Raw genomic sequence first — 21619 nt, 5'->3', positions numbered from 1 at the left:
CTTCTCGCTCGTTGCCGGATTCAGTGCGGGGCGGCGATGGTGGTGGAAAGTTTCGCCCAGCCGCGCAGCAGGGATTCCGCCGCGCCCGAATCGATCGCGTGTTCCGCGACGGGCAGCCAATGGCGGATGTCGGTGCTCAGCGAATCGCCGAAACCGTGGTGGGCGGCCAACGCCGCGGCCGCGTTGAGCAGCACCGCGTCCCGGACGGGACTTAGCTTGCCTCCCAACGTTTCCAGGGTGATGGCCGCGTTCTCCGCCGGGCCGCCGCCACGCAGCGCGCCGGGCGCGGAAAGCGGGATCCCCACCGAGCGCGGATCGAACTCGTCCCGGCGCACGGTTCCGCCGGACACGACCCAGACCGCGCTCGTCGTCGCCGTGGTGACTTCGTCGAGCCCGTCGTCGCCGCGGACGACCAGCGCCCGCGTCCCGCGCCGCGCGAACGCCTCCGCGAGGGTCTTCGTCTGGGTGGCGAAGGCACAACCGACGAGCGCGGCCTCCGGTCGCGCCGGATTCGACAGCGGGCCGAGCAGGTTGAAGGTGGTCGGAACGGCTAGTTCGCGGCGTGCCGGGCCGATATGCCGGAGGCCGGGATAGAACGCCGGGCCGAAGCAGAATCCGATGCCCAGTTCGGCGAGGCACCGTTCCACCCCTTCGGGCGGCAGATCGACGACGACGCCCAGCGCCTCCAGCACGTCCGCCGACCCGGAGGAGGAAGAAGCGCTCCGGTTGCCGACCTTGGCCACGTCCGCGCCGGTCGCGGCGACGACGATCGCCGCCATGGTGGAGATGTTCACCGAACGGGAACCGTCGCCGCCGGTACCGACGATGTCCACCGCGGAACGGCTCAGGCGCACCGGTGGCGCGTGGGACACGGTCCGCTCCGCCAGCGCCGCGACCTCGGCCGCCGTTTCGCCCTTCGCGCGCAGCGCCACGGCGAAACCGGCCAGGCGCACCGGAGTGACGTCGCCCGCCATCACCGCGTCGATCACCCACGCGGCGTCCGAAGTGGACAGATCGACGCCGTCGAGCAGCCGCTGGGTGAGCGTGGCGAAATCCCGTTCGGCCGTCGTCATCGCGCCACCCTGGCCTCGATCAGCGAAGAACGGGACGAACCGGTGATCCGGGTGATTTCGAACCCCGCGCCGCCGAGCAGTTCCCGCCAGTGCGTCTCGGTCCGTTCCCGGCCACCGAGCAGGACGAGCATGTGCAGATCCAGCAGTTTCGCCGGATGGGGTTCGGTGCCGTCGGGTACGACCTGTTCCAGGATCAGCAGCCTCGAACCGGGTGTCATGGCCTCCGCCACCCGGCGCAGGATCCGGGTCGCGTCGGTGTCGTCCCAGTCGTGCAGGATCTGCGCGAGCACGTACACGTCCCCGCCCGGCGGGACACGGTCGAAGAAGTCCCCGCCGACCACCTCGCGGCGGCCGGACGCCGACGGCGGCCCGACGACGTGCGGCTGGTCGAAAACCGTGCCGTGCAGATGCGGATGGCGGGCGAGCAGCTCGTCGACGAGGGTGCCGTTGCCGCCTCCGACGTCGACCACGCTCCCGGCGCCGCGCCAGTCCCATTCGTGGAGTGGCAGCATCCGCAAGGTGACCAGCCCCGCCTGCGCCCGGTCGAACGCCGCGGCCGCGGCCGGATGCTCGCCGTGCCAGTCGAACATCGGCTTGCCGAACACCTCGTCGAAGCCCGCTTCGCCGGTGCGCAGGCTGTGCCCCGCCGCGGACCAGGCCAAGTAGGCCTCGTCGTCCATCAGCGTCGCCAAATGCCTCAGCGACCCGGGGGTGTCCTCGCGCAGCAGCGAACCGAGTTCGGTGACGGCGAAGGTACCTCTCGGCTCCTCGGTGAACAGCCCTTCGGCCACCAAAACCCTGAGGAAGCGGGTGAGCGCGTCTTGCTCGACTCCCGCCTTCGCCGCGATGACCTCCACCGGGAGCGCGTCGTCGCCGAGCCGCTCGATGATGTCCGCCTTGGTCACCGCGAAGATCGCCTGCGAAACGACGTAACCCATGATCTTCCGCCGCAGCAAGCTGTTCGCCTGGTCGTTGTCGAGAAAATCGTCGTTGTCAAGCAATGCGGGCACCTCCCTGCTGTTCGCCGTGCTCGGGATGGAGTACCGGAAACAGCGGCTGGTCGGCCGCCACCCGCAGGTAGTCCGCGCCGGCGGTGCCGCCGGTTCCGGGCACCCGGCCGATGATCTTCAGCGTGATACCCCAATGGGTTCTCTTCATCCCGCGCCACGCGTCGTCGAGCTTCCGCATCGCACCGGCCAGCGCGGTGGACCCGGAGCCGGCGGGCAGGGCGGTGAAGACCTCTTGCAGCGAGAGGCCTTCCACGGAGAGCGGTGGTGCCTGCGGATTGGGCCGGATCGGCGCGCTGCGCAGTTCGACTTCGCGATACGCCCTCGACTGGATCGCGCTGCGGCCACTTGTGTTCGCACGGATTTCCGCGAAACTGTCCTGCGGCATGGTCGTCAGCACGCGGTAGAGCATCGTGGTCGCGGTGATCTTGTCCGCCGCGCCGGTGAGCTCGTCGATCGCGGCCGACGGCCGTCCACCGTCCACAGCGGACACTGCCCGGCCGAGACCGCGCGCGACCCGGCGGTAAAGCAGTTCGAAGGCCTGCACGCTGCGGATGAACATGACCTCGTCGTGTCTGCTCGTGGTCGGCAGCATCGCGATCCGCACCGCGTGCCGGACCGGCTCCTCGATCCGCGCGAGGGTCGAATCCGCGACCGCGATCTCCTGGTCTCCCGGTGCGCTTCCGTCCGTGGACACCGGCTTCAGGAGAGCGCTCGCCAGCGGCGCGATCTCCCCGGCCCGGACGAGCGCGCGGAAGACCGCCTGCGTACGGGCCCACTGCTTGCTCGCGTTCGGATTCGCCCGCAGCGAGGTCGCCTCGAACCGCAGGAGATCGGCCAGCAGCGCGACGATCAGGCCGTCCAGCCCGGCGTCGACCCGGTCCGGTCCGTCCGCTTCGGCGACCTCTTCCAAGAGTGGGATCGCGGCGTAGGAATCGTAGTTCCCGTCTTCGTGGTCGAAGGTCCCGGGCAGCCAGCCGGCCAGAATCCGGTCGTGGATCGTGCGCGGCGGCGGGAGCGCTCCGGCGAGGTCCCGGAGCTTCTCGATCAGGACCGGATCGACCTGATTGCGGCCGACCGCCTGAAAATGCCCGAGTACGGCGTCGTAGGGGAATCGCGCCGTCTCCCCGGTCGCCGCTCCGGAAAGGAGCCGCTCGAACCACCGGTCGAGCTGTTCGACGGCGAGCCGTGGAGAGCGTCTCCAGGAGCCCGCGCCGACCGCTCGGAGGCTGAGTCGTCCGACCCCGGTCGTCGTGGGGACGGCCCCCGTCGCGGCCAGGGTGTCCTTCTGCGGTGTCATAGTGCTTTCCCTCATCAGATCAGGAATCGATGGCCGGGTTTCACCGCGGGTCAGGTGATGTTCCGCACCTCCCACAACGCGGGGAACAACGGCGTGAACACCGCACGCCGCAGATACGCCGCGCCGCTCGAACCGCCGGTCCCGGTCTTGTCGCCGATGATGCGCTGCGCCATCATCGAATGCCGGTAGCGCCATTCGGTGAAGGTCTGGTCGAGGTCGACCATCCGCTCGCACACCTGCGCCACCACGCCGTCCTCGCGGTAGGCCTTCGCGATCGTCGGCGCCGCGGTTTCGGGGGATTCGCCCGGGAGCACGGGAAAACCGTGCGCGGTGAGGTAGACGGTGAACGAGTCGAACAAGGACGGCCGGGCCAGCGCGGCGAGCAGCCGGTCCCGGTCCGCCGTGCCCGCCGGGAACCGGTCGAGCACGCCGGGGTCGCGTCTTCCGAGGATCACTTCGATCTCGCGGAACTGCGCGGAGTAGAAGCCGCTTCCACCGAGGTCGTCCCGGAACCGGGCGAACTGACCGGGGGTGAGGGTGTCGAGGACGTCGATCTGCCGGAGCATCACCCGCACGATGGCGAGGAGGCGGCCGATGGTCCGCAGAGCCGCCCCTACTTCGCCGTCCCCGAACGCCCGGCCCAGCTCGGTGAACTCGTGCAGCAGCTGCTTGAACCAGAGCTCGTGCACCTGGTGCACGATGACGAAGAGCAGCTCGTCGTGTTCGCCGGTGTTGGGCTGTTGAAGCTCCAGCAATTCGTCGAGGGCGAGATAGTCGCGGTACGCGGTATGTGCTGCTTCGTCGGCCGTGCTCATGCCGCGTGCCTCTCCGGCGTCACCACCGCTGGAGGGGGTGTGGGCGCCGGGGCCGGAACCTGCCGGGACTGCCTCAGCACCCGCAACATCATGGCGGGCTTCATCAGGTTCGTCGGTGGGTCCACCAGCCCGGCGATCCGCATGAAGGTGCCGGTGACCCGGCCGTCCCTGGTCGCCGCGCGCTGCACGCGTCCCATGTAGGCGTTGGCGATCCGGACCTGGGCGGGGCGTTTTCCGGCGACACCGGGGAAACTCAGATCGCCCGACGCGGAAATCTGCCACGGCACGTCGATGACGGCGGAGATGTCCTTGAAGAACGCCAGTGCTTCCGGTGCTTTCCCTTCGCGCAAGTGTTCCCGCAGGGTCAGCGCTTCGAGCGCGGCGACGGTCATGCCCTGCCCGTAGACGGGGTTGAAACTGCACACGGCGTCGCCGACCACGAGCAGACCTTCCGGGAACCCGGTCAGCCGTTCGTAGTGACGGCGCACACTCGCCGGGTACCGGAAGGCGACCGGGTCGCTGAGCGGTTCAGCGTCCTTGATGACGTCGTACACGTCGGGAACTTCGAGCGACTTCGCGAACGCCAGGAAGCCGGCGTCGTCGGTGGGCGCGCTGTCACCGAGCACGCCGGTGAGGGAGACCATGAACTTGCCTCCCTCGATCCGGGAGAGGAAGGCGCCTCGCGGATGCGACGGAGTGGACACGGGGTTGATCGACAGGTCGTCCCCGAGCGGCCCGCCTTCCGGCAGCCGGTAAACCCGCGTCGTGTAGGTCAGATCGATTTTGACGCGGTCCTCTTCCGGCGCGGCGCGACCCAGTTCGGTGAGCCACGCGGGCGTTCGCGAGCCGCGTCCGGTCGCGTCGACCACCAGATCGGCCGTCAGCCGCAGGTCTTCGCCGGAGGCGCCGTCACGGACCTCCACGCCCTCGACCCGGGACCGGTCGCCGGACAGGATCGGCCCGAGCACCGTGTGGTCACCCAGCAGCCGGACGTTGGCGAGCGCCTCCACCCGGTCGCGGACGAGACCTTCCAGCACCGGACGCGCGGCCGACACGCAGACCAACCCGGTGTGCGCCGGCGAAAGCCGCCTGCCGTTGAAATACCAGCGGAGTTCCCCGAGATCCCCGGTGGGGACACCGGCGGCGACGGCGGCGTCGGTGAACCCGTCGAACAGCTCGTCGAGAATCTGCTGTCCCCTGGCGAGCAGACCGTGCACATGCCTGCCCTGTGGCACACCGCGGCGCGCCGTCCGCAGACCGTGCAGTTCGTCCCGATCGACGATGACGACGTCCGCGTAGGACTCCGACAGGACCCGTGCGGCCAGCAGGCCGGCCATACTGCCACCGAGAACGACCGCGCGCTCTCCCACTTGCTTGCCCACCAGGGCCTCCCTGTCTTCGTCTCTGATTCGATCAGTGGCCGGAAGGCCGAACTCAGTCGTCCGTGCCGAAGAATTCGATCACCGACGGGGCAACGGCGGCGGCGACCAGGTTGTGGTCGCTGTCGGGCAAGGTCAGCGCGTTCGCCCCGGGGATCCGCGACACCACCTCGGCGACCGAATCACGTTGCCATTGCGGGCTTTTCGCGCCGGTGACCCCCAGCGTCGGCACGGTGATCTTCGAGATCCGGTCGGGCACGTGACAGTCGCCGATGATCTCGCCGTCGTAGGGCAGGGTGTGCGCCAAGCCCACCAGATGCGACCATGCCTCGGATTTTTCGATGCGGCCGACCGAATCCGGTTTGAACCCGACCGCGTTGATCATGAAGTGCTTGACCGCGTCGCCGAGCTGATCGTTGCGGACGTACTCCGCGAGGTCGGACCGGTACTTCTCGTCGAGGCGGTCGCGCGAGCCTTCCAGGATGTACGGCGGTTCGTACGCGACGAGTTTCGTGATCCCGTTGCCGCGCAACGCGACGTCGAAGGCCAGCACGGCGGCGGTGCAGTGGGCGAACACGTGGGCCTGGCCACCGGCCTCGGCGATGACCGCTTCGAGGTCTTCCCATTCGCGCTCGACCGCGTACGGGCCGGTGTCGCCACTTTCCCCACGGCCGCGGCGATTCACGTTGAAGACCTCGTAATGCGGGGACAGCAGCTCCGCCAGTTCCGCGGTGGCCCAGTGATCACAGAGCGCGCCGCCGAGCAGGATCACGGGGTGGCCGGCACCGACCCGCTGGACCGAGATCGCGGTGCCGTCGCGCGAAAATACCTTGTCCATGGCTCTCCCACAGGGTCGATTTCTCCTCCGGCGCCGTCGCCAAGCGACCGCGCCACCGGCGTTTCTCATCCCGGTGATGGAAATCGTCACACGACTGCCCATACGGATACTTCTTCCCGACTGCTTGGTGGTTTTCCTTCCCTGCCCGCAGCGAAGGAGACGTATTCGGCGGATCCGGGGAGTTAGCGTGCTCGCCGGGGGAGCCTTGTCCTTTTCGATGATCGGAGTAGTCATGAAGCCCTTCCGCCTCGCAGTGCCGGAGGCCGACCTGGCGGACCTGCGTCGCCGGATCGGGCAGACCCGATGGCCCGACGAACTTCCCGGCGTCGGCTGGGATCGCGGTGTCCCGCTCGGCTACCTGCGCGAGCTGGCGCGATACTGGGCGGAGGAATTCGACTGGCGCGCGGTGGAAGCGAGAATCAACGCGTTTCCCCAGTTCGTCACCGAAATCGATGGCGAGGACGTGCATTTCCTGCACGTCCGCTCGCCCGAAGCGGACGCGACGCCGCTCGTGCTGACGCACGGCTGGCCGGGTTCGTTCGCCGAATTCCTCGACGTCATCGGGCCGCTGACCGACCCTCGCGCGCACGGACTGGACCCTTCGATCGCCTATCACGTGGTCATCCCGTCCATTCCCGGCTACGGGTTCTCCACGCTGCGCCAGCCGGGCTGGGACGTGCCGAGGATCGCCGGCGCCTGGCGGGAACTCATGGCACGCCTCGGATACGACCGCTATGTTGCGCAAGGCGGTGACGCCGGGTCCCCGATTTCGCTGGTGCTGGGCATGCTGGATCCCGAGCACGTACTCGGCGTGCACGTGAACATGCTGATGACCTTCCCGTCGGGCGATCCCTCGGAACTCGAGGGAATCAGCGAAACCGACGGGGCGCGACTGGCCGGGCTCGGCCGGTTCGACACCGAACTCTCGGGCTACATGAAGGTCCAGGCGACACGGCCGCAGACGATCGCCTACGCGCTCACCGACTCGCCCGTCGGCCAGCTGGCTTGGATCGTCGAGAAGTACCGGGAGTGGACCGATTCGGCGGAACTCCCCGAAGACGCGGTCTCCAGGGACCACATCCTGACCGGGGTGACGCTGTACTGGCTGACGGCCACGGCGGGCTCGTCCGCACAGTTCTACTACGAGGGCGCGGACGCCGTTCGCCAGGCGGCGAGCGGCGTGGCGCCGCCACCGGTACCGGTGCCGGTCGGCGTCGCGGTGTTCCCGCGCGACATCTTCGTGCCGGTACGCCGTCTCGCGGAACGCGATGTCCCCAGCATCACGCACTGGACCGAGCATGACCGCGGCGGGCATTTCGCGGCGCTGGAGCAACCCGGGCTGCTCGTGTCCGATCTGCGCGCGTTCACCGCGAAACTCCGGGCGGGGGAGAGCCGGCGGGCGGCTTGAGCCGTTGTCGGTCGCGGTTCAGCGGCTGCCGGGATCGACGGTGAGGGAATCGGGACACTCACCGTCCCGATTCCTTCACCGTCACTACCTCGCCCCGCTCCGCCCGGGCCCCGGCGAAGTCGTATAACTGCTGGTCGGTGCCACTGACGTAGCGGGACAGACTGGCGGGAGCGGGCTCGCTCAAGAGACACGGCCCGCCCTTGACTGTCCATAAGGGACACGTATCGAAGGTATGGCGCCCGGTTAAAGTGCTTTGCGCGGTTTGGCGAGGGGGTCATGAGCGTTCTTTTGAGGGGTAAGGCGAACGTGGCGTGTCGCGAAAGCCACTTTCGCGACGTCTGGTGTCCCGAAAGTGGCTTTCGCGACACGGGGGTCGGACGCCGATGGTCCCCGACCGGAGCTTGGCGTCACGGCCGTCCCAGTGTCACCAGGGATCACACCGGCGGGAGCACTCGAGCCGGAGGTGTCCCATGTGGACACTCAAGCCTGATCGGCGCCCAGAATCGGGACGGCTCCCCTATTCGCAGCACCGAGCCGTCCCAGGGCAAGTCGACCCGCTCAGGCGTCTTCCGCGCCCATCATGAGCGCGGCGAGGTCCTCCGGCGCGAGGAACGACGGAGGCGGGGGAGTGCCCCAGCTGAAGAAGCTCAGCGCGCCCTCGAACACCTCGGGCTTCCACAGCTCGTCGTCGAGGATGCAATCCGTGTCGCTGTAGTACTCGCTGAAGTTGCCGGCGGGGTCCTTGAGGTACCAGAAGAAGTTGGACCCGACGTGGTGACGGCCGAGGCCCCACACATGCCGCTCCGGGTGGTTCTCGAGCATCGACGTCGCACCGCGGCCGACCTCGTCGACGTCGTCGACCTGCCAGCCGGTGTGGTGCAGATAGGTCACGGGGGAACGCAGGAGCAGCAGGTTGTGGTGTTCGGTCGTGCACCTCAGGAACGCGCCCGCGTTCCGGATCAGGTCACTGACCTTGAACCCGATGCCTTCGACGAAGAACTTCTGCGAGATCGCGAAATCGGTCGAGCCGAGGACGACGTGCCCGAGCCGCTTCGGCCGCACCTGGTCGTCACGCAGCACACCGGGCGCCCTTGTCCCCGGTCGTTCGATCCGCCCGTTGGCGTTGTACGGCGTCGGTTCGCCCGCCGCCTGGCGGATCCGCGGCTCGATCTTCAGGGTCACCTCGGTGCCGGTGGCCGGATCGGTGCCGATGAGGCTGCCCGGCGCGCGACGGTGGGCCGCGCCGATCCGTGCCAGATTCGCCTCGGCCCGGCCGAGGTCGTCCTCGTCGTCGACGGAGACGGTCATCCCGGCCAGCCGCCGGAATTTCGACGACACCAGCCGCAGCTGACGGCCACCGTCCACAGTGGAGTACCAGCCGTCTTCCCCGCGGGTCAGGCCGAAGTCGTCGTAATAGGCGGAGGTCTCCGCGAGATTGGGCACTCCGATGGTGACCGATCCCAGCCTGTGCAGTGTCACGCGACAGCTCCCTTTCGGCTACGGGCCCGGCGGTTGTCCACTGATCAGAATACCGGAGTGAACGCCTGCCACAGTGCGTCCGCGGCAGGTGTGACAATCCAGGATAAGCAGGCCGGTGCCGCCTTTTCCGGCAAACACGGAGTAGGGGAACGGCTCTCCGTCGAGCTAGCATCGAATGAAAACACAGGCATGGTTCGCCGAGAGTGAGGATGTTGCAGTGACCGTCCCCGAAATCGTCTCGCGAGAAGAATGGACAGCAGCTCGCACCGCCTTCCTCGCCAAGGAAAAAGAACTGACCAAGGCGCGTGACGAGATCAACGCCCAGCGCCGGTCGCTGCCGCGTATCTTGGTCGAGAAGAATTACACGTTCCATGATCCGGAGCGAGGTGAACTCTCGTTCACCGACCTTTTCGAAGGCAGGCGGCAACTCATCGTCTACCACTTCATGATGCTGGGACCCAGTGAAGAGTTCTGTCCGAGCTGCTCCTTCTGGATCGACAACATCGGGCACCTCGCGCATCTGCACGCCCGTGACACCACGCTGGTGATCGACTGCCCGGCGCCGCTGGAGAAAATCCAGCCGTTCAAGGAACGCATGGGGTGGACGGTGCCCTGGGTCTCGTCACTCGGCTCGGATTTCTACCAGGACTTCCACGTTTCACTCGGGGCCGGCGTGCAGCCTCCCGGAATCAGCGCCTTCGTTCGTGAGGGCGACACGATCCAGTACGCGTATTCGACCCACGGCCGCGGCAGCGATCTGCTGAACACGACCTACAACTACCTCGACCTGACGCCGCTCGGCAGGCAGGAGGAGGGGCTCGGGTTCACCCAGGAGTGGGTCCGGCACCACGACCGTTACGAAAACGCGGACCGGTGCGGCGTGTGCGAACACGCCGCCGGCTGAGAAAGCCGAAAGGGCCGTACCCGGATGGCTGCCGGGTACGGCCCTTTCGTCGTGGGTCGCTCAGTAAGGCGAGCCGACGCTGGCGATCTCGAACTTCGCCAGGTCACCACCCTGGATCTCGGTGAACTGCTCCGGCGGGTTGGCGACCTGGCGCCACGAGTTGAGCACCTCGTCGGATTCCCAGCGCTCGAACAGGTTCACCCGGCCCGGATCCACCGCGTCCGCCGTGATGGCGAAGTCGAGACAGCCGTCGAACTTCCGGGCACGCGAGATGACGTCCTGGTGCAGCTGCACGTATTTGTCCCGGTCGGCCGCGTCGATCTGGAAGTATCCCGCGACGATGATCATTTCCTGTCCCTTTCGTCGAACTTTCAGTCCTTGGCCAGAACGGACGTCCCGGCCTCGGCGCCTTCTCCGGTGGCTGTTTCTTCCGTTTCCGGCGCGCCACCCTGCCCGTCGCCACCGGGGCTTTGGTGGGAGAGCGGCGGGATCTGCCGGAACGACTTGATGCACAGGGTAGCCAAAAGCGCGAACAAAACCGCGCCGACGATCGCGACCACGTTCAACCCACTGGTGAACGCGCTCCTCGCCGATTCGAGCAATTGCGAACCGGCGGGTTCACCGAGTCCCGGCGCGACGGCGAGGGCGTTGCTGACGCTTTCCCGCGCCGCGTCGGCGCCGGGCGGCACCTCGACCTGGCTGCTGTACACGGCGGTACCGACGGTGCCGAACAGCGCGATACCCGCCGCCACACCGAATTGCCCACCCATCTCCATGGACGCCGACGCCGCGCCGATCTTCTCCGGCGGCGTGTTGCCCATCATCAGTTCGTAGCCGAGCGCGGTGCCCGGCCCGATACCCGCCATCGCGAGCGCGAACCCGATCACGGTGAGCGTCAGGCCACCGGTGGCCGAAACCTGCGTGAGCAGGCCGTAGCCGATGGCCGCGACCACCAGGCCGACACTCATCACGTAGGCGGGCCGGACCTGCCGTCCGATGCCGCTGCCCAGCATGATGGCGACCACCATGGCGAATCCGGTCGGTACCAGCCAAAGACCGGCGGCCAGCGGGGTGAGCCCGACCACGGTCTGCAGGTAGAGACTCACCATCAGCAGCCCGCCACCCTGGATGGCACCGCCGCCGAGGCTCAGGATGAACGACGAGCGGAACACCCGGTGGGAGAACAGGCCGAGATCGATCATCGGGTCGGCGAGCCTCTTCTGCCGTGCGATGAACAGCGCGCCGAAGATCAGGCCGACGACCATCGAGCCGACCAGCAGCGGCTTCCAGCCTTCGCGGGCCACTTCGGTGATGCCGTAGATGAGCGGCAGGATCGCGAGCAGCGAGAGCAGGACACTGCCGAGGTCGACCTTCCGCCCGCCCGGTGCCTTGAACTCCGGCAGCACCGCGCCGCCGGCGAGGAGCACGAGCAGGACCACCGGCACGGCGAGGAGGAAGACCGAACCCCACCAGAAGCCCGACAGCATGACACCGCCGACGATGGGACCGAGCACCGAACCGCCCATGAAACAGGCCATCCAGATCCCGATGGCCGTGGACCGCTGCTTCGGGTGCTGGAAGATGTTGCTCAGCAGCGCCAAGGACGAAGGCGCGAAGGTCGCACCCGCGATGCCCAGCAGCGCCCTGGACACGATCAGCATCTCAGTGCTGACCGAGAACGCCGCCAGCAGTGAAGCGATCCCGAACGCCGCGGCGCCGAACATCAGGATCTTGCGCCTGCCGATCCGGTCACCCAGCGCGCCCATCGTCGGCAGGAAACCGGCGAGCAGGAAGCCGTAGATGTCCAAGATCCACAGCTGCTCGGTACTGCTGGGCGCGAGATCCGCCGTGATGTGCGGGGTCGCGAGCACCAGTACGCTCAAGTCCACTGACATCAGCAGGGTCGGCAGCGCGAGCAGGACTAGCCCGAACCATTCCTTCCGCCCTGCCAAGACGGGCGCATTGCCCGTCGGTGTTGTTGTTGCGTCCATCAACCTTCCTTTCTCTGGGGCACGGCCCGGCGGCGATCAGATGATCACCGCTGGAGGAAATCGGCGCTCGTCCGCCTCAGCTCGTCGAAGGAGGAGAGGTCGGGAGCGGTCCAGCCGTCCAGGTCGTATTCGGCCAGGCATTCGCGGACGAAGTCCCGGTAACCGTCGACCTGCCCCGAGACGACCTGCGACATCATCAGCTCGATCCGGGTGTTCTCGTGGTTTCCCGAATAGTTGCGCTCGTACAATTCGTGCCTGCCCCCGAATTCCGAGCCGATGGCATCCCAGAGCAGCTTCATCACCTTGACCCTGGCCACCGAATCCGTCCCGTTCGATCCGCGGACGAAACGATCGAGATAACCGCGGATCTCCGGGTTGCGGAAGTCGTCGGCACTGGAATTGAGGTAGATCAGCCCGCTGGCCACGTCCTGCATCACTATTTCCTTGATGCGGGAGTACCCCATCTGCATGAACCAGCGGTATGCCATTCCGTACTGTGGGTTCGGCAGGACGGCGCCGTTCTTACAGGGCACCGGATTTCGCGCGGCCGCGTCGGACAGACCTTGGAACAACGTCCGCCATGCCAGCACTTCGCCGAGCCTGGTCTGCACGCCGCGGAAGTCCTTGGAGCCGGTCAGCTCCAACGCCTCGAAAAGCAGTCCCGCCAGGAATTCCAGCTTCACGGCGAGCCGTGTGCACCCCTGGAACATCGCGCGCTCGTTGAACCCGGAATGGCCGGTGAACATCTGCATCTTGCCGATGTTCCCGTAGACGAACACGTTCTCCCACGGCACGAGCACCTTGTCGAAGACGAGAATGCTGTCGTTCTCGTCCATGCGCGCCGAGAGCGGATAGTCGAAGGGACTGCCCATCACCGCCGCGGTCGCGGCGTAGGAGGTCCGGCAGATCAGTTTCACGCCCGGCGCGTCCATCGGCACGGTCGCGACGAGCGCGAACCGCTTGTCCTTGACCGGCATGCCCTGGTTCGCGATGAAGTTGTAGTGCGTCATCGCCGATGCCGTCGCCACGACCTTGGCGCCACTGATCACGACTCCCGCGTCGGTCTCCTTCTCCACATGCACGATCACGTCGCCGATCTCGTCCGGCGGCTTGCTGCGATCGACCGGCGGGTGCACGAAGGCGTGGTTCCAGAACAGCACCTTCTCCTGCGTTTCCCGGTACCAGCGGTGGGCGTTGTCGGTGAACGGCGCGTAGAAGTCGGCGTTGGCGCCGAGTGTGCCGAGGAACGACGCCTTGTAGTCGGGGGTCCTGGTCATCCAGCCGTAGCTGATCCTCGCCCAGCCCGCGATCGCGGCCTGGTCCGCGACCAGGTCCTCGGCGCTGTGCGGAGTGCGGAAGAACCGGTGGGTGAACCCGTCGCTCCCGGTGTCGGTCGGCGCGGTGAGCGTCGCCTGGCGTTCCGGATCGTGCAGCGCGTCGTAGAGCCGCGCCGTCATCCTCGCCGGGTTGGCGAAGGCCGGATGTTTGGTGATGTCCTTGACCCGGTCGCCGTAGATGAACACCTCCCGGCCGTCCCGCAGCGTTTCGAGGTATTCGTCGCCGGTCAGTGGACGGGTCTTGCGGACGTTGGCGGCGGGTTCGGTACTCATCGGGCCTCTTCCGCCGCGAGCGGCGCGTCGGTGTCCGTGACCACAGTGGATAGAATCGCGCGGAACTGTTCGACCAGGCCGGCGACGGTGTCTTCCCGGAATTCCTCCCGGTCGTACTTCACGCTGCCGAAGATGCCGTGCTCCGCGTCGACGTCCAGGGTCCAGAGCATTCCGTTGGGGATGTCGGAGGAGACCGCCTGACCGAGGACCCGGTGGCGCACCTCGGAATACTTCGCGGTGGTCCCGAGTTCGCCGTCGGCGCCGAACGGGTGCTGGAACACCTGCAGCGCGCTGACGGCGACCCCAGGGGTGGCGAAGGTGCTCGGCAGCTCCGGGGCCTCCGCGACGAGATGGGCGAAGGGGAGGTCGTTCACCTGTGCCTCGATGCAGGTGGTGCGGGTGCGCTGAAGGACGTCGCGCAGGGTTTCGCAGCCGCTGAGATCGGTTCGCAGCGGCAGGAAGTTGAAGAACGGGCCGACGGTTTCCTCGAATCGTTCGTCGAGCCTGCCCGAGGTGATGGTCGGCACGACGATGTCCGTCGCCGAGGTCCGGCGCGCGACAAGGACGTTGTAGGCGGTTTGCAGCACCATGAACGCCGACGCGCGGGAACTCCTGGCGAGTCGTACGGTGGCCTCGGTCAAGACCGGGTCCAGCACGAACCGGTAGGTCGAAGTCACCTTGTCCGGCCCGGGGGTGACGACGGCGTCCGCGGGAAGGCCGAGCAGACGCGCGTCACGCAGCTTGTCCCGCCAGTACGCGAGCGAACGTTCGTGTGCCTTCGACGTACTCGCTTCCCGCTGCGCGACAGCGAACTCGCGGTACTGACGCACCTGCGGAAGCCGGGAATCGCGCCCTTCGAGCCGTGCGCCGTAGTACTCGGCGATGTCCCGCATGAGCAGCCGCATCGACCAGCCGTCGGTGCCGATGTGGTGCCCGACCAGCACGAACAGGGACTCCTCGGCGGACAACCTGCCCAGCACCGCCCGCACCAGCGGTGGGCGGTTCGCCGAGATCGTCCCCGCCTCCACCACGCCGAGGAACTCTTCGACGCGGTGCTCGGAATCGGTGCCGGGAACGTCGACGACTTCCAGTTCGGCGGCCGACGGCGGACGCACCTCCTGGTAACGGTCGCTCATCGGCCGGTTGATCACGGTACGCAGTGCCTCGTGCCGGCTGACCACGTCACCGAGCGCCGCACGGAGCAGGGCGACGTCGATCGAACCGAGCAGCCGCCAGCCGCGGACGTTGTGATACCGCGGCCCGAACGGTCCCTCGTCGGCTTCGACGTTGTCGTCGAAACCGCACAGGAACTCCTGGGTAAGGGAAAGCGGGTAGCGGCGCGGTGCCGTCTCGTCCACTTCGGACATTTCGTGAACCTCCTCGAGGTGTGTCACGCGGCGGTTTCGCCGACGGCCCGGTCGGCGGACTCCTGGTCGGCCACGGCCTCGTAGAGCGCTTGGATGTTCCCGCTGCCGAAGGTCTGGGCACCGAGCCGTTCGATGATCTCGACGAAGAAGGTGTTGCGCGGATGCACGGATTTGGCGAAGATCTGGAACAGCTGGCCGTCGTGGTCCTCGTCGACGAGGATGGAGAGCCGTCGCAGCGAGTCGATCGTGTGGCCGATGGGGGAGAGCCGGTCGCCCAGCCTGCGGTAGTAGGACTCCGGCGTGCTGAGGAAGCCGATTCCGTTGGTGCCGATCGCGTCCACCGCCCGCACGATGTCGGTGGCGGTGAACGCCACGTGCTGGACGCCCGCCCCGCCGTGGTCGCGGAGGAACCGGTCGATCTGCCCCGGCGCGCGGCTGATGTCGGGCTCGATCACGGTGAAGGTGACGGCGCCCGAACGACTTTCGACCACCTTCGAGTTCATGGCCTGTGCGCCGACGGAGATCTTCTCGGTGAAGACCGTCCGGAAGTCCAGGACCTGTTCGTAGTACGCGACGGTCGGCTCCAGCTGCCCCGGGGGTACGCAGACGGCGAAGTGGTCGACCAGGCCGAGATCGACATCCGCCGCGCCGGCACCCTCGATCGTGCGGAACCCGGGCAGCACGCGGGCGTCCACAGTGGAGGGTCGTTGGACGAAGGTATGAGTGAGGTCGCCGAACCCGCCGATGGTCGCGGTGACGATGCCGTCGGTTTCGACGACTCCGGACACCGGACGCGCCCCTCTGGCGACGGCGTCGTCGAAGGCCGCTGCCGCGTCGGGGACACCGAGTGCGATGTCCCCGACCCCGTCGCCGTGCCGGGCGAGGTAGAACGAGCCGGGCTCACCGTCGGTGCGGGGTTCGCTGACGACCAGCCTGATGTCGTTCCGGCCGACCGCGATCAGGCGTGTGCCGTCCGTGTGGGACTCCGCGTACGGAGCGAGTCCGAAACCCCCGGCCAGCCACTCGGCGGTGGCGGCCGCGTCGGCGGTGTAGAACTTTACGTGGTCGACCGTCAGGTCGTCGAAGGTGGACATGTGGCTGTTCCCCTTGTGGTTGCCCGTCATTGGTCTTCGGCCGTCAGCTCCGCCACGTGTTTGGCGAGCAGCGCGACCGTCGGGAGGTCGAAGAGTTCCGCGACCGTGACGCGGACTCCGAGCTCGCCTTCGATCCGGAGGACGAGCCGGGCCGCGTGCAGGGACTGGCCGCCGATGTCGAAGAAGCTGTCGTCGAGGCCGACGCGTTCGGTGCCGAGCACTTTGGCGAAGATGCCGCACAGCGTCTCTTCGACCGGGTTCCGCGGGGCGCGGTATCCGTTGTCCGCACCGAACATCGGCTCCGGCAGGGCAGCCCGGTCGATCTTCCCGTTCGCCGTCACGGGCAGCGCGTCGAGTGCCTGGAACGACGAAGGGACCATGTAGTCCGGCAACGTCTCGGCGACGTGAGCGCGAAGCTCGGCCAGATCCACTCCGCCGGCGCCGGGGACGACGTAGGCGGCCAGCCTGCGCTCGCCGTTCTCGCGGGCGCCCACGACGAGGGCGTGGGCCACGCCGGCGTGCCTGCCGAGCGCGGCCTCGATTTCCGAGAGCTCGACACGGAAACCGCGGATCTTCACCTGGCTGTCGGTCCGTCCGGAGAACTCCAGTCCGCCGCCCTCGCCGACGCGGACCAGGTCCCCCGTGCGGAACATACGCTCGCCCGGCGCGCCGAACGGATCGTCCAGGAACCGTTCGGCGGTGAGATCGGGGCGGCCCGCGTAGCCGCGCGCCACTCCGGCGCCCGCCACGTACAGCTCGCCGATTTCGCCGTCGGGAACGGGCCGCAGGTCGCCGTCGAGGACGTAGGTCCGGGTGTCGTCCATCGGCCGGCCGATCGGGACCGTCCCGGTGACCTCCTCCGGGGCGTCGAAGGTGGCATAGGTGGAGAACAACGTCGTTTCGGTCTGGCCGTACATGATCCGCACCTTGATGCCGGGGCATGCTTCGAGCACCCGCCGGACAGCGGTGGCCGAGACGACGTCCCCGCCGGTCATGACCTCCTTGACCGTGGCCAGCGATTCCGGTGCTTCTTCGGCCACCACACGGAAAAGCCCCGCGGTCAGGTGCACCGAGGTGACGACCTCCGCGGCGAGGATCCGCCGCACCGCCTGGAGATCGAACGTCCCCGGCGGGGCGAGCACGACCTCACCGCCGCGCAGCAGCGGCCCCCAGACCTCGAAGGTGGACACCCCGAACGCGTAGGGCGCGACCATCAGTACCCGGCCGTGGACCGAGGAATCCCAGCAGGAATCGCCGAGAAGACTCAGCACGGAGCGATGGGTGACTTCGACACCCTTCGGCCTGCCCGTCGATCCCGAGGTGTAGATGACGTAGGCCAGCCGGTCGTCGTCCGCGCCGGGAAGCGGGGCTTCGCCGAGCTGCTCTCCCGCCTGTTCCCGGTCGACCACGATGAGCTCGTCGGTGACGGGCAGCTCCCCGCCGCTCATCGCCGTGTCGGTGAGCAGGATCCCGGCACCGATGTCGTCGATGATCCACTGCATCCGGTCGAGCGGGTAGGCGCTGTGCAACGGCAGGTAGGCGCCGCCCGCCTTGAGCACGGCGAGCAGGGCGACGATGAGGTCGGGCGACCGGTCCATCAGCACGGCCACCGGGGTTTCGGCGGTGACACCGAGCGCGCGGAGCCTGCCGGCCAGCCGGGCGGCCCGTGCGTCCAATTCCGCGTAGGTGACGGCCGTGTCGCCGGACCGCACCGCGACGGCGTCGGGGTGGGCTCGTGCGCGGGCCGAGAAGGCCTCCTGGATGGACGCGACGGTCATCGAAGTCTCCAATCCGTGAATCGGGTGGTGACCGAAAGACCCACCACCGGAGCTTTTTCCAGGCTTTCACCGGGCCACGGCGGAGAACGTCTTCTGGGTTGCGAGCCGCTCGCGCCGTCAGGCCGTGCCGGGGATCGCCGGGATCCGGACATCGGCACACGCCTCCTCGTCGGCTCACGCATCCAGCGCACACGAACGCGTTCAGTGTGCTGTTCCGGATGTGGTCACAGCCAGTGATCGAGCCACCGCGTCGACGTGAATTTTTCATGTCGTCGGTGAAGTCGGCGCTTTCGGAGAAGGACACTTCCGCAGGTGGCTGACGCTGGGCGGTGCAGTGAGCCTGCCCGCGGATGAAAAGGCTCAGTGGATCGACGCGAGAGCGCACTCGGCACAGGAGGCCAGGTCGTGAGCAATCTGATCATCGACGCGCAGGCAAGCCCGACCCCGCCGACGAGGCCGCCGGGCCCGGGCCTCCGGCGGACCCTGTTGGCTTACGCCTTGTTCGTCCTGCTCGGCGCGCTGTTCGCCGGCCTCGGCGCGGCCTTGCCGCAGCTGCGGTTGGTCTACCAGCTCGGTCCGACCGCGGGAAGCGAACTCATCAGCATTTTCAACGGGGGTGCGCTGCTGTCGACCCTGCTCTTCGGGATCGCCGCCCGCCGATTGCCGCCGCGCCGGTCGATCACCGTGCTGGTGTTCGTCGTCGGTAGTGCCGCGATACTGATGGGGCTCGCCACTTCATGGGCGATGCTGCTGGGCACGGCGCTGATCGCGGGTACCGGGTTCGGCGGCCTCGTCGTGTTGCTGAACACGGCTTTCGCCAAGGGTTTCGGGGAGCGCAGCGCCATCAAGCTGAGCATCCTTAACGCCGTCTTCGGGGTCGGCGCGGTCGGCGGTCCGCTGGTGATCGGAACGGTCGGGACGTCGAACCTGCCCTTCGTGTTCTCGGTGATCGGTGTGCTCATCCTGTTGTGCTGGCAGGTAAGGGATTGTGCTTCCCTGCTGGCCGACCCGGACGGGCGGGAGGGCGACGGCGTCCCGAGTGGACGGCTGCGTCGCGGCCTCCCCATCCTGGTGGCCTTCGCCGCCATCGGCTTCGTGTACGCCTCGACCGAGACCGGCATCGCCGCTTGGGAGAGCACCTATCTCGTCGGCGTCGGGTACTCGGTGTCCGCAGCCGCCCAGATCGACGCGGGCTACTGGGCGGGTTCGACACTGGGCCGTCTCGTGATTCCCGTGCTGACCGTCCGGATGTCACCGCCGCGCGTGGTGCTCGTCTGCACGGCTTTCGCCGTCCTCGCCCTCTTCAGTGCCACGTCACCGGTCTTGGCGCCGTTCAGCTACAGCCTGGCCGGATTCGCGCTCGGCCCGGTGCTCCCGATGGTGATGGCCTGGCTGGCCAAGGTCGCGCCGTCCTCGGCACAGTCGACCAACGCCGCCATCCTCGGCTGCGGCATGCTGGGCAGCGTGCTCTCCCCGATCGTGATCGGCGGGATCACCGGCAGCACGCCCGGACCGCTGATCCCCATCACGATCGGCGTCTTCGCCACGCTGACCTTGCTGGCGCTCACCAACGCGATCAGGGTCGCGCACCGGCAAAAGGCGGGACGTCAGCCGTTGCGGGAGAAGTAGTCGGCGAGGACGGGAGCGAGCGCGGCCGGGGAAACGTCGTGGTTCTGGCCGTCCAGTGTCCGTTGTTCACCACGCGGCAGGACCTTGGCCGCCTCCTGTGCGCCGTCGAGCATCCACTCGGGACTGTCGGCGCCGTAGAGCACGAGCGCGGGAACATCCACTGTGGACAGACACTCGGCGGGAACGGCCGCGCCGAGGTCGGCGTCGCGCATGATGGCCGAGTCGTGGGCCAGTGTCGGCGCGACGGCGGCCAAGCCGGACCACATCGGGGACTTCCGCATCTGGTCGACCATCTCCGGCGGTGAGCCGACCCGATCCAGGAACAACGCGACGGCGTCGCCGGGGCGGTCGGCGGCGATCAGCCCGCGGAGTTCGTCGTAATAGCGCCGCGCGCTTTCCTGCTGGTCGTCGCTCGGATAGAAGGGCGGTTCGTAGGCGGCGACCGCCGTCACCGGCAGCCCGGTCGCCGCCGCCCGCAGGGCCAGCGCCCCGCCCGACGACATGCCGAACAACGCCACCGGACCGCCGGTGTCGGCGATCACCGCGGCGAGATCCTCGAGTTCTCGTTCCAATGCGGACTCGGCGACGACCCCGGCGCCGTCGCTTTCTCCTCGGCCCCGGCGGTCGTAGGTGGTGACGGTGAACCGCGTGCTCAGTGCCTCCGCCACGCCGGTGAGCGGGCCGGCTCCGCGGTGGCAAAGCGCCCCGTCGACCAGTACGACCGGCGGTCCTTGCCCGATGCGAGTGCGGGCTATGGCGGTTCCATCCGCCGAAATGACGGTGCTCACGATCGCTCTCCCTTGGTCGGTGCCGAAGATAACCATATCGTAAAGTACGGAAAACTGACTATCAACTACGGTGACGCAACTCGATGGTGTGGTTATAGTGAAACCGTGGTGGTCACGCGCGAGTACTTCGACGGATGCGGCACCGCGCACGCGCTCGACCTGGTCGGGTCACGATGGGCGCTGCTGATCGTGCGCGAGTTGCTGCTGGGTCCCAAACGCTTCACCGACCTTCGGGCGGGCTTGCCGGGTTCGAGCCCGACCATGCTCGCCCAGCGGCTGCGCGAACTGGAGCAGACCGGCATCCTGCGACGGCGCACACTGCCGCCGCCCGCGGCGTCCACCGTGTACGAGTTGACCGAATGGGGCGCCGAGCTCGAACCCGCCCTGCTGGCACTCGGCCGCTGGGCGGCCCGGTCGCCGCTCATGCCGGCACGCGCCCCGCTGTCCCTCGATTCGCTGGTGCTGGCGATGCGCACGATGTTCGATCCGGCCTCGGCGGGCGGCCTCGAAGTGAACTGCCAGCTGTACCTCGGACAGCACGCGGTGCGCGCCCGCGTCGGCGACGGGGTCCTGGAGATCGGCTACGGCACTTCGGACCGGCCGGACGCGGTGGTGACCGCTTCGGTGGAGGCGTTGCGGGCAGTGGTCTTCGAAGGCCGCGGGCTCGAGCACGCCATCGACGACGGAGACGTCACGGTGGAAGGCGACCTCGCGGTGGTGACCCAATTCGCGAACTGTTTCCCGGTACCCGAACCCGCCAGCCTCCCCGGCTAGTTCGCGAGCGCCACGCTTGCAGGTCGTGAAGGCCTCCTTCTCTGCCGAGGTAAGGCAAACGTGGCGTTTTGAGGCTTCCGGTGAGGGGTGGGTCAGGGTGGTCGTGAGTGGCGATTCGGGTTCTAACCCGAATCGCCACTCACGACCACCTGTACCGAACGGCCACCGCCGCCGCCATCATGTACTGGGCAAGGTGTGAAGGTCGAGTTTCCTCGGCTGAGTCGAGGGAAGAGCCTTCACGCGCCGCTGCCCGCTCCCGCCAACTCCACCACGACACGTTTGTCTCACCCATCAATAGGACGACCCAGATCACTCACGACCCCACGCGTCAGGCCCGGCCCGTGAGCGTTTCCCGGCGACCGCCACCGGTTTCACACCTCCTCGC

The 21619-nt window shown here is 67.8% G+C and carries 18 protein-coding genes; 4 read left to right on the top strand and 14 right to left on the bottom strand.

Annotation, left to right across the window (positions count from 1 at the left end; genetic code table 11):
- Positions 1-20: 20 nt before the first annotated feature.
- The 6 genes from trpD to ACZ54P_RS17620 are packed head-to-tail and all read right to left on the bottom strand — an operon-like array spanning position 21 to position 6412.
- Complete coding sequence (gene trpD, locus ACZ54P_RS17645; protein WP_465462583.1) at positions 21-1073, bottom strand: anthranilate phosphoribosyltransferase; 1053 nt, start codon at positions 1071-1073, stop codon at positions 21-23.
- Entirely contained in the window at positions 1070-2083 is a 1014-nt protein-coding gene (locus ACZ54P_RS17640) for a methyltransferase (protein ID WP_465462582.1), read from the bottom strand. The genes trpD and ACZ54P_RS17640 overlap by 4 nt, the downstream gene beginning before the upstream one ends.
- A complete protein-coding gene (locus ACZ54P_RS17635; protein WP_465462581.1) occupies positions 2067-3380 on the bottom strand; it encodes a tryptophan 2,3-dioxygenase in 1314 nt (437 codons plus the stop codon). The genes ACZ54P_RS17640 and ACZ54P_RS17635 overlap by 17 nt, the downstream gene beginning before the upstream one ends.
- A 50-nt stretch (positions 3381-3430) precedes the next feature.
- Positions 3431-4195: a tryptophan 2,3-dioxygenase gene (locus ACZ54P_RS17630; protein WP_465462580.1), complete on the bottom strand. Its 765-nt coding sequence runs from the start codon at positions 4193-4195 to the stop codon at positions 3431-3433.
- Positions 4192-5577: an FAD-dependent oxidoreductase gene (locus ACZ54P_RS17625; protein ID WP_465462579.1), complete on the bottom strand. Its 1386-nt coding sequence runs from the start codon at positions 5575-5577 to the stop codon at positions 4192-4194. The genes ACZ54P_RS17630 and ACZ54P_RS17625 overlap by 4 nt, the downstream gene beginning before the upstream one ends.
- A 52-nt stretch (positions 5578-5629) precedes the next feature.
- The gene (locus tag ACZ54P_RS17620) at positions 5630-6412 is read right to left on the bottom strand and encodes an alpha/beta fold hydrolase (RefSeq protein ID WP_465462578.1); all 783 of its coding nucleotides are present in this window, start codon (positions 6410-6412) and stop codon (positions 5630-5632) included.
- Between the two features lie 232 nt (positions 6413-6644).
- Between ACZ54P_RS17620 and ACZ54P_RS17615 the strand changes: the two genes are divergently transcribed.
- Positions 6645-7820 carry an epoxide hydrolase family protein gene (locus ACZ54P_RS17615; RefSeq protein ID WP_465462577.1) on the top strand — a complete coding sequence of 392 codons (1176 nt, stop codon included), beginning with the start codon at positions 6645-6647 and terminating at the stop codon, positions 7818-7820.
- A 558-nt stretch (positions 7821-8378) separates the two neighbouring features.
- Here ACZ54P_RS17615 and ACZ54P_RS17610 read toward each other — a convergent pair.
- Positions 8379-9299, bottom strand: coding sequence for a VOC family protein (locus tag ACZ54P_RS17610; protein ID WP_465462576.1), 921 nt, complete (start codon positions 9297-9299; stop codon positions 8379-8381).
- A 217-nt stretch (positions 9300-9516) separates the two neighbouring features.
- On the opposite strand from ACZ54P_RS17610, the gene ACZ54P_RS17605 reads away from it, so the two are divergent.
- A complete protein-coding gene (locus tag ACZ54P_RS17605) occupies positions 9517-10203 on the top strand; it encodes a DUF899 domain-containing protein (RefSeq protein ID WP_465462575.1) in 687 nt (228 codons plus the stop codon).
- A gap of 60 nt (positions 10204-10263) precedes the next feature.
- Here the strand turns inward: ACZ54P_RS17605 and ACZ54P_RS17600 are convergent, their stop codons facing one another.
- Genes ACZ54P_RS17600 through ACZ54P_RS17575 form a run of 6 tightly spaced genes read right to left on the bottom strand, consistent with a single transcriptional unit; the run spans position 10264 to position 18043 of the window.
- Positions 10264-10551 carry a putative quinol monooxygenase gene (locus ACZ54P_RS17600; protein ID WP_465462574.1) on the bottom strand — a complete coding sequence of 96 codons (288 nt, stop codon included), beginning with the start codon at positions 10549-10551 and terminating at the stop codon, positions 10264-10266.
- Positions 10552-10574: 23 nt separating this feature from the next.
- Positions 10575-12194, bottom strand: coding sequence for an MFS transporter (locus ACZ54P_RS17595; RefSeq protein WP_465462573.1), 1620 nt, complete (start codon positions 12192-12194; stop codon positions 10575-10577).
- A gap of 44 nt (positions 12195-12238) precedes the next feature.
- Positions 12239-13804: a 4-hydroxyphenylacetate 3-hydroxylase family protein gene (locus tag ACZ54P_RS17590; protein WP_465462572.1), complete on the bottom strand. Its 1566-nt coding sequence runs from the start codon at positions 13802-13804 to the stop codon at positions 12239-12241.
- Positions 13801-15171, bottom strand: coding sequence for a condensation domain-containing protein (locus ACZ54P_RS17585; RefSeq protein ID WP_465462571.1), 1371 nt, complete (start codon positions 15169-15171; stop codon positions 13801-13803). Before ACZ54P_RS17585 ends, ACZ54P_RS17590 begins: the two co-directional genes overlap by 4 nt.
- Before the next feature lie 23 nt (positions 15172-15194).
- On the bottom strand, positions 15195-16265 hold the full coding sequence (gene hppD, locus ACZ54P_RS17580) for a 4-hydroxyphenylpyruvate dioxygenase (RefSeq protein WP_465462570.1): 1071 nt from the start codon (positions 16263-16265) through the stop codon (positions 15195-15197).
- Positions 16266-16291: 26 nt separating this feature from the next.
- The gene (locus ACZ54P_RS17575) at positions 16292-18043 is read right to left on the bottom strand and encodes an amino acid adenylation domain-containing protein (RefSeq protein WP_465462569.1); all 1752 of its coding nucleotides are present in this window, start codon (positions 18041-18043) and stop codon (positions 16292-16294) included.
- Positions 18044-18448: 405 nt separating this feature from the next.
- Here ACZ54P_RS17575 and ACZ54P_RS17570 point away from each other — a divergent pair, with 405 nt between their 5' ends.
- On the top strand, positions 18449-19672 hold the full coding sequence (locus ACZ54P_RS17570) for an MFS transporter (protein WP_465462568.1): 1224 nt from the start codon (positions 18449-18451) through the stop codon (positions 19670-19672).
- Here ACZ54P_RS17570 and ACZ54P_RS17565 read toward each other — a convergent pair.
- Positions 19651-20460: an alpha/beta fold hydrolase gene (locus tag ACZ54P_RS17565; protein ID WP_465462567.1), complete on the bottom strand. Its 810-nt coding sequence runs from the start codon at positions 20458-20460 to the stop codon at positions 19651-19653. The two genes, ACZ54P_RS17570 and ACZ54P_RS17565, sit on opposite strands and share 22 nt — an antisense overlap.
- Positions 20461-20565: 105 nt before the next feature.
- Between ACZ54P_RS17565 and ACZ54P_RS17560 the strand changes: the two genes are divergently transcribed.
- The gene (locus tag ACZ54P_RS17560; protein ID WP_465462566.1) at positions 20566-21234 is read left to right on the top strand and encodes a winged helix-turn-helix transcriptional regulator; all 669 of its coding nucleotides are present in this window, start codon (positions 20566-20568) and stop codon (positions 21232-21234) included.
- Positions 21235-21619 lie beyond the last annotated feature (385 nt).

Source organism: Amycolatopsis sp. NPDC034160 (genome assembly GCF_055575355.1).
The sequence above is the reverse complement of the archived record's forward strand: the minus strand, read 5'-3'. Positions and strand labels throughout refer to the sequence as shown.

Excerpts from the sequence above, each read along its gene's own strand:
- trpD (WP_465462583.1), bottom strand. The coding sequence starts at position 1,073 with ATGACGACGGCCGAACGGGATTTCGCCACGCTCACCCAGCGGCTGCTC.
- ACZ54P_RS17635 (WP_465462581.1), bottom strand. The coding sequence starts at position 3,380 with ATGACACCGCAGAAGGACACCCTGGCCGCGACGGGGGCCGTCCCCACG.
- ACZ54P_RS17630 (WP_465462580.1), bottom strand. The coding sequence starts at position 4,195 with ATGAGCACGGCCGACGAAGCAGCACATACCGCGTACCGCGACTATCTC.
- ACZ54P_RS17620 (WP_465462578.1), bottom strand. The coding sequence starts at position 6,412 with ATGGACAAGGTATTTTCGCGCGACGGCACCGCGATCTCGGTCCAGCGG.
- ACZ54P_RS17615 (WP_465462577.1), top strand. The coding sequence starts at position 6,645 with ATGAAGCCCTTCCGCCTCGCAGTGCCGGAGGCCGACCTGGCGGACCTG.
- ACZ54P_RS17600 (WP_465462574.1), bottom strand. The coding sequence starts at position 10,551 with ATGATCATCGTCGCGGGATACTTCCAGATCGACGCGGCCGACCGGGAC.
- ACZ54P_RS17595 (WP_465462573.1), bottom strand. The coding sequence starts at position 12,194 with ATGGACGCAACAACAACACCGACGGGCAATGCGCCCGTCTTGGCAGGG.
- ACZ54P_RS17590 (WP_465462572.1), bottom strand. The coding sequence starts at position 13,804 with ATGAGTACCGAACCCGCCGCCAACGTCCGCAAGACCCGTCCACTGACC.
- ACZ54P_RS17585 (WP_465462571.1), bottom strand. The coding sequence starts at position 15,171 with ATGTCCGAAGTGGACGAGACGGCACCGCGCCGCTACCCGCTTTCCCTT.
- hppD (WP_465462570.1), bottom strand. The coding sequence starts at position 16,265 with ATGTCCACCTTCGACGACCTGACGGTCGACCACGTAAAGTTCTACACC.
- ACZ54P_RS17575 (WP_465462569.1), bottom strand. The coding sequence starts at position 18,043 with ATGACCGTCGCGTCCATCCAGGAGGCCTTCTCGGCCCGCGCACGAGCC.